This window comes from Kribbella pratensis (assembly GCF_004365355.1).
Lineage (GTDB): Bacteria > Actinomycetota > Actinomycetes > Propionibacteriales > Kribbellaceae > Kribbella.
Genome location: NZ_SODP01000001.1, coordinates 508,191 through 520,631, shown reverse-complemented (window position 1 = coordinate 520,631; position 12,441 = coordinate 508,191). Strand labels below are relative to the sequence as shown.

The 12,441-nt window shown below is 68.2% G+C and carries 14 protein-coding genes; 9 read left to right on the top strand and 5 right to left on the bottom strand.

Going from position 1 to position 12,441, the window contains the following annotated elements:
• Positions 1 to 277: 277 nt before the first annotated feature.
• Entirely contained in the window at positions 278 to 718 is a 441-nt protein-coding gene (locus EV653_RS02475) for a MarR family winged helix-turn-helix transcriptional regulator (RefSeq protein WP_134097537.1), read from the bottom strand.
• Positions 719 to 820: 102 nt separating this feature from the next.
• Between EV653_RS02475 and EV653_RS02470 the strand changes: the two genes are divergently transcribed.
• The 6 genes from EV653_RS02470 (at position 821) to EV653_RS02445 (ending at position 4,082) form a co-directional block, all read left to right on the top strand.
• Positions 821 to 1,264 (top strand): OsmC family peroxiredoxin, encoded by a 444-nt coding sequence (locus EV653_RS02470; RefSeq protein WP_134097534.1) that lies wholly within the window; start codon positions 821 to 823, stop codon positions 1,262 to 1,264.
• A gap of 139 nt (positions 1,265 to 1,403) precedes the next feature.
• On the top strand, positions 1,404 to 2,024 hold the full coding sequence (locus EV653_RS02465; RefSeq protein WP_134097532.1) for a GNAT family N-acetyltransferase: 621 nt from the start codon (positions 1,404 to 1,406) through the stop codon (positions 2,022 to 2,024).
• Between the two features lie 4 nt (positions 2,025 to 2,028).
• Positions 2,029 to 2,526 carry a hypothetical protein gene (locus EV653_RS02460; RefSeq protein WP_134097530.1) on the top strand — a complete coding sequence of 166 codons (498 nt, stop codon included), beginning with the start codon at positions 2,029 to 2,031 and terminating at the stop codon, positions 2,524 to 2,526.
• A gap of 71 nt (positions 2,527 to 2,597) precedes the next feature.
• On the top strand, positions 2,598 to 3,080 hold the full coding sequence (locus tag EV653_RS02455) for a mycothiol transferase (protein WP_238159516.1): 483 nt from the start codon (positions 2,598 to 2,600) through the stop codon (positions 3,078 to 3,080).
• Positions 3,081 to 3,102: 22 nt separating this feature from the next.
• A complete protein-coding gene (locus EV653_RS02450) occupies positions 3,103 to 3,324 on the top strand; it encodes a hypothetical protein (protein ID WP_238159515.1) in 222 nt (73 codons plus the stop codon).
• A gap of 17 nt (positions 3,325 to 3,341) precedes the next feature.
• Entirely contained in the window at positions 3,342 to 4,082 is a 741-nt protein-coding gene (locus tag EV653_RS02445) for a phosphotransferase (RefSeq protein WP_134097525.1), read from the top strand.
• Position 4,083: 1 nt separating this feature from the next.
• Here the strand turns inward: EV653_RS02445 and EV653_RS02440 are convergent, their stop codons facing one another.
• On the bottom strand, positions 4,084 to 4,290 hold the full coding sequence (locus EV653_RS02440; protein ID WP_202871461.1) for an FAD-dependent monooxygenase: 207 nt from the start codon (positions 4,288 to 4,290) through the stop codon (positions 4,084 to 4,086).
• Positions 4,291 to 4,334: 44 nt separating this feature from the next.
• Between EV653_RS02440 and EV653_RS02435 the strand changes: the two genes are divergently transcribed.
• Entirely contained in the window at positions 4,335 to 4,550 is a 216-nt protein-coding gene (locus EV653_RS02435; RefSeq protein WP_134097523.1) for a hypothetical protein, read from the top strand.
• Here the strand turns inward: EV653_RS02435 and dnaG are convergent.
• Complete coding sequence (dnaG, locus tag EV653_RS02430; protein ID WP_134097520.1) at positions 4,547 to 6,484, bottom strand: DNA primase; 1,938 nt, start codon at positions 6,482 to 6,484, stop codon at positions 4,547 to 4,549. The two genes, EV653_RS02435 and dnaG, sit on opposite strands and share 4 nt — an antisense overlap.
• Before the next feature lie 52 nt (positions 6,485 to 6,536).
• Entirely contained in the window at positions 6,537 to 7,634 is a 1,098-nt protein-coding gene (locus tag EV653_RS02425; RefSeq protein ID WP_166679266.1) for an alpha/beta hydrolase, read from the bottom strand.
• Positions 7,635 to 7,848: 214 nt separating this feature from the next.
• On the opposite strand from EV653_RS02425, the gene EV653_RS02420 reads away from it, so the two are divergent.
• Positions 7,849 to 8,703: a TolB family protein gene (locus EV653_RS02420; RefSeq protein ID WP_134097516.1), complete on the top strand. Its 855-nt coding sequence runs from the start codon at positions 7,849 to 7,851 to the stop codon at positions 8,701 to 8,703.
• On the opposite strand, the gene EV653_RS02415 is transcribed toward EV653_RS02420, so the two are convergent.
• The gene (locus EV653_RS02415) at positions 8,700 to 9,956 is read right to left on the bottom strand and encodes an NAD(P)/FAD-dependent oxidoreductase (RefSeq protein WP_134097513.1); all 1,257 of its coding nucleotides are present in this window, start codon (positions 9,954 to 9,956) and stop codon (positions 8,700 to 8,702) included. The genes EV653_RS02420 and EV653_RS02415 overlap by 4 nt on opposite strands.
• A 97-nt stretch (positions 9,957 to 10,053) precedes the next feature.
• Between EV653_RS02415 and EV653_RS02410 the strand changes: the two genes are divergently transcribed.
• A complete protein-coding gene (locus EV653_RS02410) occupies positions 10,054 to 11,922 on the top strand; it encodes a sialidase family protein (RefSeq protein WP_202871460.1) in 1,869 nt (622 codons plus the stop codon).
• The last annotated feature ends 519 nt before the right edge of the window (positions 11,923 to 12,441 follow it).

Here is a 12,441-nt window from a genome sequence, read left to right as displayed (position 1 = left end):
GACCCCTCCCTCGGATTTCCAACTACAGCGAGCAAAACCTGCTGACTGATCGTCGGAACTGCGCGAGCGCGACATACCCGGAGCCGGGGCACGGCCAGTTGAACTGGACCATCGAAAAACTGCTCACCATTCCCCCTTGTCCCGGCCAACAGCCGGAAAACAACCCCCGGCGCCATCACAGCGCCCCACAACCCCACCTGCCCTCATACCACCCAACAGACAATGTCAAACCGCCCGTACACGGTCTCTGTGGCCGTATCTCCGAACGCTCTGCGCACTAGTCGGCGCTGCGGTTGTCCAAGTGGTCGGCTAGTTGGTGGAGGGTGGATTGAAGGCGGCGGACCTGGGGTTCCGTTAGGCCTAGGGCGTTGCCTAGGTGGCATTGAGCCTCGTGGAGGACCGGCTTGAGGGACTCGCCTTCGGGGGTCAGGGCGACGGTCACTGAGCGGGCGTCGGTTGCGGAGCGGTCGAGGGTTAGTAGGCCGCGGTCGGCCAGGCGGCGGAGTAGTGGGGTGAGGGTGCCGTGGTCCAGGCGGGTGGCTCGGGCGATGTCGCCGATGGAGCAGGGGCCCAGGCGGGTCAGCGTGACCAGGACGAGGTACTGCGGGTAGGTCAGGCCGTGCGGGTCGAGGACCGGGCGGTAAAGGGCGGTGACCATCCGGGACAGCGAGTACAGGTCGAAGCAGAGCAGGTCGTCGAGGACCCGGGTCTCGGTCATGGCGTGCTCCTGTGGTCGGCGTCTCACCCGGCAGGGACTTGACGAAAGGATATCTTGTGCACAAGTATCTTGTACACAAGACAACTTCTGAAGGAGATCGCAATGCCGACTCGTACCGCGCGGACCGCTTGGAACGGCACTCTGGAGCAGGGCTCGGGGCAGGTCGAGCTCAGCAGCTCGAAGGCCGGGACGTATGACGTTTCGTTCCCGAAGCGCGCTGCTGAGGACGCGGGCGGCACGACCAGCCCGGAGGAGCTCATCGCGGCTGCCCACACCGCCTGCTACGCGATGTCGCTCAGTGCGGAGATCGCCCAGCGCGGCGGTACGCCGCAGGCGCACGAGGTCCGGGCCGACGTGACCCTGGGCCCGGACCAGGCGAACGGTGGCTTCAAGCTCACCGGTATCAAGCTGACGGTTCGCGCCGAGGTCGACGGTCTGGACGAGGCCGGGTTCGCGGAGGCAGCGCAGGCCGCCAAGGCGAACTGCCCGATCAGCAAGGCGCTGGCCAGCGTCGACATCACGCTCGACGCGGCACTCGAGAGCTGACCTGCGCTCGCCGCGGCCGCCGTCGCGGAGTTGACCGCTACCTCTCGCCTGCCCGGAGACCAACTGGTCTTCGGGCAGTCGTCTTGCCGGGCATTGACAACTCCGCGGGCGCGCTGCTTGCTTGAGTCGGGGGTGGGGGATGACAGAACTTGAATCGCTGGCGCATGCCGACTCGGCCAGGGTCGCAGCCGCCGGCCGGATCTACGCGGACAGCTTCCCGTTGCGGCAGCGAGAACCGTTCGACGCGTTGACCGAGTCGATCCGCGACGGCGAGGTCCTCGCCTGGCTGCAGCTCGACAACGGTGCACCGATCGGAATTGCCGTCGTACTTCCGTTCAGCTCGGTGCCGTGGGATTTCCTGGAGTACTTCGCGATCGACGGAACCGTGCGGAGCAAGGGTCATGGGTCGGCGCTGTGGACCGCGTTGCTCGATCAGCCGGAGATCCGGCGGCTGATCTTCGAGGTCGAGGATCCGGACGACGCCGACAATCCGGACGAGCGAACGATCCGGCAGCGACGCATCGCGTTCTACCAACGGCTAGGTGCGAAGCTCGTCGAGAACGTCGAGTACGTCGTACCGGATGTCCAGGGAACGAATCGCGAACAGCTTCTGCTGATGTGGTACGACGCCGACCGCGCTGAGCTCGACACGCAAACGCTGGCCGGGCTGCTCGAGGCGCTGTACCGCGAGGGCTACGGGCTGCCGCCTGACCACAAGCTCATCACCGCAGCCGTGCACAGTCTCGGCGAGCGGGGATGACGTCATGTCGCTGGCACAGTCTCTCTCGATCGTCGCTCTGCTGGTGTCGGTGATCTCCGCCATGATCGCGTGGCGGATCGGTATGCGGAGCTTGCGCATCACGACGTACCGGAGCGCGACCGACCTGATGCTCGAGGTGGATCGGGTGTTCGTCGCACATCCGGAACTACGTCCGTACTTCTACGACGACAAGGCCTGCCCGCCGGGACACGCCGACTACAACCTCGTCGAAGCGGTCGCCGAACTGGAGCTCGATGTCCTCGAGTGCATCTGGGACGGGCGCCACAACTACTCGGACGATGATCGCGAGTCCTGGGCGAAGTACATCAAGGACACGTTGGGCAAGAGCCCTGCACTCCGGACGATGCACGGGGACCCGGCCAAGGCGGACTGGTACCCGACGCTCGACGAGCTCCTCACGGCCGGGGCGCACGCGGTGGCACCGCAGCACGGGTGGCTGAGTCGTGCTCGTCAACGCACCACACGCCTGCTGGGCTCCTGACGTGATCTCCTTTCCTCATGGATTGGAGAGCTCTACCGATCGTCGAGTGTCCGCGCGGGAATGAAGTGGAGATGCTGCAGTTCGCGCTCGACAGAGTGCGGAAGCAGTTCGCCTGGAAGACCGGCGGGCTTGATGCGGAGCAGTTGCGTCGGCGGCATGCGCCGTCGGCGATGACGCTGGCTGGACTGGTGAAGCACATGGCGTTCGTCGACGACGGCTTCACGGCGCGGGCCGCCGGGCAGCCGCTCGGGGCGCCGTGGGACGGGAGGAGCTGGGGCGAGAACGACCGGTGGGGTTGGGAATCGGCGGTCACGGACGAGTCGGAGGAGCTCTACGGCCTTTGGTACGGCGCCGCCGCGCGGTCTCGCGCCGCTTGGGAGGAGCTGAGTGCGGACGGTGGACTCGATGTGGTGATTGCGGACCCGGATCCGAGGTGGTCGTCGAACCGGCGGCGGATTCTGATCGACCTGCTCGAGGAGTATCTGAAGCACACCGGGCATGCGGATGTCCTGCGTGAAGCGGTCGATGGCGTGACGGGCAACGATCCTGAGTGAGTCGGAGAGGGTCGCAGACGCCTTGGCGCGCTCGTACGGCGTACGCGCTGTCGAGGTGACGGAGATCCGTGCGGGGACGGTGACGATCAACTTCCGTGTCGTCGACGACAGCGGATGTCGATGGTTCGCGAAGGTGTACCGCGGGGAGCTCGAGCGCGAACGTGCGGCGATCGAGCTGGCGGAGTTTGCCAGGCAAGGCGGCGTACCGGTGCCTGAGGTACGGCGGACGCTCGACGGGAGCTGATCGACGAGCGGGCGCCGATGTCGTTGTGGGAATTCGTCGACGGCGAGACCGCCGAGGGCGGGCTGATCGGCGCCAGGTGGCCGGCGGTTGGACAGGTGCTGGGGAGGTTGCATCGGCGGTTGGCCGAACATCCTGCGGCGGCGCCGACGTTGCGTGCGGCGGTCGGAGTACGAGATGTGGGACGCGCATGGCAATCCTTCGATCGGATTATCGAGGGGTATGGGAATCGGGCGACCTTGAGCCGGTTCGAGCAGTGGGCATGGGAGGCGGCCAAGGAGCGCCGAGGGCTGCTCGATCGGGCCGGCGCCGTCCTGGCCGGCCTGCCCGGGCTGACGGTTCAGGTTGTGCATGGCGACTTGGCATCGCCGAATCTGATGCTGTGCGGGGACGAGGTGGCCGCGGTGATCGACTTCCAGCCACCTGCTCCGCGCTTCACCGCCTGGGAGATCGCGAGGATCGGCTGCGACCCGAGGACCGTGATGCTTGGCGACGAGTGGATCAGCGGCCTCGCGGAACTGCTGGTCGCCTACCGGGAGGAACATCCAGCAGCACGGGTTGATGACCTCGTTTCTACGGTTGCGGCCGGCCGCGCCTACACGCTGGCGTCGACATACCCACTGGCCGAGCCGTTTGACGATCCAAGTGCAGTGACGCCTTCACTCGAGCTCTACGCGCGGGCACGACACGACGCAGCACTGCTGATGCTCGAACGTCTCACCGAAGTACAGGACAGCTTGTGCGACCGGCTCGAGCGGTGAGCTAGACCGGGATCGACACTCGGAACAGGCGTTCGGCGTTGTGGAGGGACTCGGTCACGATCGCCTGGCCGTTGGTGATCAAGTCCTGCTGGTACGACGCTAGGTCTTCGCCGGAGGTCAACGCCTTAGTGAGGCGCGCGGCGTCCCAGAGGGCGGTGTTGGCGCCCGCGCCCGCGGCCGGTGTCATCGGATGTACTGCGTCGGACACCAGCGCGCTCGATCCGGAAGGGCAGCGAGCCCGGTTGCAGAGCAATGCTCGACGACTTCCGCCAACGGCAGACCGACGGCGAGCTCGCCGCCAACCTGGACGCGGCGTACACCGGCCTCGCCCTCTTCGGCCTGGCCGCGGCGCCGGTGGTGTTCCCTCAGATCGCGAGGGCACTCGGCCTCGATCCGGACAGCGAGGAGTTCGCGACCAGGTACGCCGAGGAGACGACGCGCTTGGTCGAACACCTCAAAGAGGACTAGATCGCGCCGGAGATCGCACGGTTGCGGAGCTCGGCCTTGTAGGCCTCGAGGGCGATCAGCTCGCCGAACATCCGGTTGTACTCGTCAGCGCGCTCGATCGGATTCGTCCGCTGCAGCTTCGACTTCAGGTCCTGGATGCGGCGCGCGCAGGTCAGCTCCTGCAGCCGGGCCAGCAACGCCTGCGCGTACTGCTCGTCCGGCTCGCGGCCTAGCCGCAACGGATCCACTGCCAGCGCGCCGACGACTGCGGCCGCCGGATCGTTGCCGATGGCATCGCGTACGGCGACCACCCACGCCTCCGCCGCGGGCGCCGCGGCCGGGCCGCCGGCCTTCGCCATCGCGGTCCGGATCGCGGCCAGCCAGGGGTGGGTGAAGTCGTGGTCGTCGAGCTCGTCGAAGGCGACGCCGACCAGCGCCGGGTGCTGCATCGCGACCTTCAGCACGTCCCATTCGATCACGTACCGCTGGTCCCGCGGCGAGGGCACATCGGCGCGCCGGGGCTGCTGCGCAGCATCACCAGGCGGCGCAGGCGGCCCAGGCGGGCCGGGCTGCCCGACAGCCGGGCGTCCAGCCTGTCCGGACGCCGCCGGCGTGCCCTGCCTCGACGCAGCGCGGTACACCTCGGAGCGGACCTGGTCCTCGTCCATCCCCAGGTGCCCCGCGAGCTCCCGGGTGAACGCGTCCACCTTCGACCGGTCGCGGATGCTGATCACCAGCCGCGCCGCATCGCGCAGCGCATCGATCCGCGTGTCCGCGCGATCCAGGTCGTACTTCGACAACACGTTCCCGAGCACGAACCGGTACAGCGGGACGCGGCGCCCGATCAGCTCACGGACCGCCGCATCACCCTTCTCCAGCCGCAGATCACACGGGTCGAGGCCGTCCGGCTCGACCGCGACGTACGTCTGCGCGGCGAACGCCTGGTCCCCCGCGAACGCCTTCAACGCCGCTCGCTGACCGGCCTCGTCACCGTCGAAGGTGAAGATCACCTCGCCGCGGAACTGGTCGTGGTCCAGCAGCAGCTGCCGCAGCACCCGCGCGTGGTCCTCGCCGAACGCCGTACCGCAGGTGGCGACCGCGGTCTGCACTCCGGCCAGGTGGCACGCCATCACATCGGTGTAGCCCTCGACGACCACGGCCTGTCGGCCCTTCGCGATCTCGCGCCGCGCGAGATCCACGCCGTACAGGACCTTGGACTTCTTGTAGATCGGCGTCTCGGGGGTGTTCAGGTACTTCGCTTCGATCCGGTCGTCGTCGAACAGGCGTCGGGCGCCGAAGCCGATCACGTCGGACGACGCGTCCCGGATCGGCCACATGAGCCGGCCGCGGAACCGGTCGTACAGCCCGCGCTGCCCGTCGGCCGACAGACCCGACGCGATCAGCTCGGCGTTGGTGAAACCGCGACCTCGCAGGTGGTTCGTCAGTACGTCCCCACCACGCGGTGAGAACCCCACACCGAAGTGAACGGCGGCGTCCCTGTCGAAGCCACGCTTGTCCAGGAACTGCCGCCCCGGCGCCGCCTCGGCCGCACCGAACAACTGGTCGACGTAGAACTCGGCCGCGACCTTGTGCGCCTCGACGAGCCGCGGCCGCTGATTGCCCGGACCACGCTGCACCGGCGCGCCGGAGTCCTCGTACCGCAGCTGGATGCCGACCTTCGACGCCAGCGTCTCGACCGCTTCACTGAAGGTGATCTGGTCGATCTTCTGGATGAAGTCGATGACGTCGCCGCCCTCTTGGCAGCCGAAGCAGTAGAAGAACCCGCGGGCCGGGGTCACGTTGAACGACGGCGACTTCTCGTCGTGGAACGGGCACAGCCCCTTGAGGTTGCCACCGCCGGCGTTCTTCAAGGTCACATACGAACCCACGACGTCGTCGATCCGGGCCCGCTCGCGCACCAGCGCGATGTCCTCTTCCTTGATCCGGCCTGCCACCCCGCGAGTCTACGACCCCGCCGGCAGCCGGCTCTCCACGACCGGCCCGCCGTCAGCCGAGAGCGGTGTCGAAGAACGCAGTGACCCGCTGCTCCCATTGACCAGGGTCCGTCCTGAGCCCAGCCGTGTGAGCCGCGCCCGGGACGACCCAAAGCTGGACGGTGCCGGGCGAGCCGGCCTGGATGTAGAGGTCCGCGTACGCCTCGTCAGGCTTCGCGCCGGCGGCGATGAGCAGCACCGGGCGAGGCGCGATCGCGGCGACCGCAGCACGCAAGGCGATCGGCTCGTCGGCTTTTGTCAGCAGAGTGGTGGCCTTGTAGGTCAGCCACTCGACGCCTTCCTGCGCGGTCCCCCGCCAGCCGTACTCGTGCGACAGCCACGCCCGGTCCGCGGTCGTCCGGTTGGTCGCGCCCTCGCCGACCACTGCGCGGATCCGTGCATCCGCGGCGGCGGCGCCGATCGCCTCCTCACCGCCCATCGACAGGCCGAGCGCGCCGATCCTGGCGTCCTCGACGTCCGGCCGGCTCTGCAGATAGGTCACGGCCGCGCTGAGGTCCTGGTCGCCGTACCAGCCGAAATCCATCGCGCGGCCCGCGCTCCGACCATGTCCACGGGCATCGAAGAGCAGGACGCCGTACCCGTGCCGCGCCAGCACGACGGCCTGGTCGAGCACATCCGACCGCGTCGAACCGGCGCCGTGCAGCAACGCGACCGCGGCACGGTTGGCGGACGGGATGTACCACCCCGACAGCGAGACGCCGTCCGCGGTGGCGAACTCCACCTCGGTGAACTCCAGGCCATGACTGCCTGGCGTCCGCGATCCTACGGATGTGTCCGGAACATTCGTCGCCGCGACCGCCTGGCCGAGGGCCATCACGGTGACGAGGACAATCGCCAGGAGCGCCGGTACGGCGAGCACCCGCCACCAACCCGGCACGAGCCGCACCAGGGCAACGCCGCCGGCTCCGAGCAGCAGCAAGCCGGCCACGAGGCACCCGAGCCCGGCAACGCCGGCCAAGTCTGCGCCCACCTTCATCAGATGCGGCAGGCCGAGCCCGACTCCGACCGCGGTCGCGACACAACCGATCGCGAAGGCGAAGACGCTGTCAGCAACCCGCGGCTTGGTCCGGCGCGGCGCCGTCTTCGTCATGACCGACATCACCAGCCGGCGCTCGATGCATGCGGTTGCTCCGCGCGCGGCCGGGAGATCGTCGACTGCGAATGAGTTGTGCTCATGACCGCTCCCTCCGAACACGTTCCTTCACGGTCAACGCTAGGAACTGTCTGCCGGACCGCTCAGGGCCAGAGGTCCTGTCGTGGACAGCCGTCCGGCGGCAACGTCCGATGCCGTAGGTTTGGGTGCCATGCCACGTACCCTTCGCCCTGGTCAGCGAGCCGAGTTGTACGTCGTCGACGTGACGTCCGGCGATCGGCGACTCGTCCACAGCTCGTCCAGTCTGTTGTTCGAGGCGCCCAACTGGGTCGGGGACGAGCTGGTGGTAAACGGCGACGGGCGGTTGTTCTCAGTGCCGGTCGCGGGCGGCGAGCCGCGGGAGATCGAGCTCGGTGGAGTGCCCGACATCAACAACGACCACGTGGTCAGCCCGGACGGGCGGACGGTCTATGTGTCCGCGGAGGACGGCCACCTGTATGCCGTGCCGATCGAGGGCGGACCCGGCCGCCGGGTGACGAACGATCGCGGCCCGGACTTCCACCACTACTTGCACGGAGTCTCGCCGGATGGTGAGACGTTGGCGTACATCGGGCTCGAGAACCGCGACGGCCGGCGGATCACCAACGTCTGGACGATCCCCAGCGCCGGCGGCGCAGACGCCCAGGTGACGGACAACGAGTTCGCCGACGACGGGTCGGAGTACGGCCCGGACGGCAAGTGGATCTATTTCAACTCCGAGCGGGCGGGACAGGCCCAGCTGTTCCGGATCGCGGTCGGCAGCGGTGAGGTCGAGCAGCTGACGAACGACGAGCGCGTCAACTGGTTCCCGCACCCGGCGCCGGACGGCTCGGCGATCGCCTACGTGAGCTTCCCGCCCGGCACCGAGGGACATCCGGCCGACATCGACGACGTGCGGCTCCGCCTGCTCACGAACGATGGCGAAGTACGCGAACTCACGCAGCTGTTCGGCGGCCAGGGCACGATGAACGTTCCGAGCTGGTCGCCGGACAGCACGCAGTTCGCGTACGTCACCTACCCGATCTAGACGTCGGAGAGCTCGACCGACGTGTCGGCGAGGCGAGCCGGGTCGACCTGCTTGCCGGAGCGAATGAGCTCGCGGACCGCGTCGAGTCCGGTGTCCCACAGGTTGACGTGCATGCCGGCCAGCACCCGATGGTCGTCGTCGAGCCAGAAGACCATGTAGGCGCCGGACTTCGGGTCACCGCGGAACACGACCTGGTACGACGCGCCGCGCGGGATGTCGCCGGCGTACTCCATGCCGAGGTCGAACTGGTCGGTGAAGAAGTACGGGATCGAGTCGTACGCCACGTCCTCGCCGAGCATCGCCTTCGCGACCGTCTTGCCGCTGTCCTTCGCGTTCTGCCAGTGCTCGACACGGACCGGGCGGCCGTACTGCGGGTGGTCCCAGCGGGCGACGTCACCGGCGGCGTACACGTCCTCGGCCGAGGTCTGCAGGTCGGCGCCTGTCACGATGCCGGCGCCGTTGTCCGGGGTCGCGATCTCGATCCCGGCCTCCTCGGCGAGCTCGGTGTTCGGCCGCACGCCGACACCGACGACCACCAGGTCCGCCGGCAACACCTCGCCGCCGGACAAGCGGACACCGGTCACCTTGTCGGTACCTTCGAATCCCTCGACCCCGGTGCCGAAGCGGAACTGCACGCCGTGCTGCCGCTGGAAGTCGGCGAACACCTCGCCGACCTCTTCACCCATCACCGACGCCAGCGCGGTGGACTGCGGCTCGACGACCGTGACCTCACTGCCCCGCTCGCGCGCGGCCGACGCCGCCTCCAGGCCGATCCACCCCGCACCGACCACGACAACGCGCGGCTTCGCGGCGTACGCGTCGGTCAGCGCCTGGGACTCCTCCGCCGTCCGCAGGTAGCGCACGCCGGGCAGATCGGCGCCGGGCACGTCGAGCTTGCGGACCCGGCTGCCGGTGGCGATCAGAAGCTTGCTGTAGGACACCTGCGAGCCGTCGTCGAGCGTCACCGAGTGCGCGGCCGGGTCGATCGCGGTGACCGTCGTCCCGAGTCGCAGGTCGATCTTGTTGTCGTCGTACCACTGCTGGTCGTGCAGCTGAGCGGACTCCGTCCCCTTCTTCGCGAGCAGCACGTCCTTCGACAAGGGCGGTCGCTCGTACGGCAGGGACTGCTCGCTGCCGATCAGGAGGACACCACCGGTCCAGCCTTCCGCCCGAAGGGCCTCGGCCGCGGTCGCTCCCGCGAGACTCGCACCGACGATCACAATCTGCGCAGAACCAGAAGCAGTATCAGCCATAGGAAGACCCTAGTACCCGCCGACCTCTTGTAAAAGCAGGACCGGTTGGCTAATTTGTCGAGGACATCAGACGTCCTATGTCCTCCCCGGGAGAGTCATGCGCGTACTCACACCGGCCCGCCTCGTGGCCACCGCCCTACTGATGTTCGGCACTCTCACAGCTCCACCCGCACAGGCCTCCGGCGATGCGCCTTTCGTCGACGACAGCGTGCTGTTCCAGCAGAAGACCGAGGGGTATTCCTGCTTCCGGATCCCCGCCGTGGTGCACGCGACCGACGGTGAAGTGCTTGCGTTCGCCGAAGGACGAGTCGCGGACTGCGGCGACGACGGCGACATCGACATCGTGCTCAAGCGATCCTCGGACGGCGGTAAGACGTGGGGTCCGCTGCAGGTGGTCTCCGAAGGCAACGGGAGCACCCACGGCAACCCGGTGCCGATCGTCGACCGGAAGACCGGCCGGATCGTCCTCGTCACCACGCACAACGGTCCGGAGCCGTGCACGAACGGCTGCGACCGCGACCCGTACGCGCAGACCAGCGACGACTTCGGCGCGACCTGGACGGCCCCGCGTGAGCTGACCGACGCGAAGCTGCCGAGCTGGAACTTCTGGTACGCGACCGGCCCGATGCACGGGATCCAGCTCGAGCACGGACCGCACGCCGGCCGGCTGATCGTTGGCGCCACCTACGAGACGTACGACGGCGTCGGCAAGCACGTCTACGGCGGCCATCTCATCTACAGCGACGACTCCGGTGAGACCTGGCACATCGGCGCGACGATGGCTCGCGACGACGGCAAGGTGATCGTCGGAGAGATCACCGTGGTCGAGCTGACCGACGGCCGGATCTACGCACTGGCGCGCGAACGCGGTACCGATCCGGGCAACCGGGCGTATGCGATCAGCAGCGACGGCGGTGCGACGTTCGACGCGCCGTTCAAGACCATCCCGCAACTGGTGATGCCCGACGTACAAGGCTCACTGCTCCGGTTCAGTGCGCGGAACGAGGGCGATCAGCGGAACCGGATCCTGTTCTCGGCCCCGGCCCATCCGGCCGCGCGCGAGGTGATGACGGTGCGATCGTCGTACGACGAGGCGCGGTCGTTCGGCACGTGGCAACAGGGCAAGGTCTTCTACTGGGGCCCGTCGGCGTACTCCGACATGGTGCGGCTGGACGGGGATCAGGCCGGGCTGTTGTACGAGGCGGGTGTCGCGAACCCGTACGAGACGATCCGCTGGGCACGGTTCAACGAGGCGTACCTGTCGACGCCGAACGGTACGCCGCCGGGCATTCCCGGTCCGCCCGCGCCCGGGCCGACGACGGCCGATCTCGGGCCGGCGCACAATCCGGCGTACGTCCGCGGCGGGGCGACTGTTGCCGCAGGCAAGTTCGGGAACGGGTTGGCGATGGACGGGGTGGACGACTACGTCGAGGTGCCGTTCGACCGGTCGATCGATCTCGGGGCGGACGACTTCACGATGATGACGTGGATCAAGTACAGCGCGACGACCGGGTCGCACGCGATCCTGTGGGCCTATCGCACCGGTTCCGGAACGACACCACAGGTCTGGTTGCGGGCCGAGCCGGAGAGCCATCGCATCCGCGCACTGCTCGCGGTGGACCGGTACAACGTCACGGTGCAGTCCACGTCGGCGTACAACGACGACCAGTGGCATCACGTCGTTCTCCAACGGGTGACGGGGAAGCTGCGGTTGCTGGTCGACGGGGTTGAGGTCGGCTCCGCGACGGCGCCCGCGGGTTCGGTGACAGCGGGCAAGGAGTTCGGCGTACAGGGCATTCACGTCGGGCAGCGGGTCGACGGCGCCAACCGCTTCCAGGGCACGCTCGACGAACTGCGCGTCTATCGGCGTGCACTGTCGGATGCGGAACTGCAGCAGATCCGCGAGACCAACAAGCCGATCACGAACCGCCTCGGTCTCGATCTCCCCTTCACTGCGATCCACTGATCCGCAGGTCGACAGGACATAGCCACTGTTTGCGCCGCGCGCGGAGTGAATCTACGCGGGGGTCCGGCGTCAGTGGACCTATACGTAATGTCGAGCTGCAGATAAGCGGGCCCCCAAGCCGCCGTCGATCCCGACTCGCCGTCGCCCCCGTCGTAGACCCGCGGACCCGGACGTCTGAGGGGTCAACCCCGCAGGTGGTCGGTTGCGTAGGCAGAATCCGGCTCCGCAACCGACCAGGCGAGGGGTTGACCCCTCAGACGGACCACAGCGGGCGGCAGCGCAGCCAGGCGATCGCGGCCGGCCGATCTCAGCGCGGCGGGTGCGACGCGGCGGGTGCGACGCGGCGGGTGCGACGCGGCGAGGAGCGCGACGGGGCGGCGGGGCCGACCCACCCTCACCCGGATGTCTGAGGGGTCAACCCCGGAGGTGGTCGGTTGCGTAGGCACAATCCGGTTCCGCAACCGACCAGGCGAGGGGTTGACCCCTCAGACGGACCACAGCGGGGCGCGGGCGAGTGGG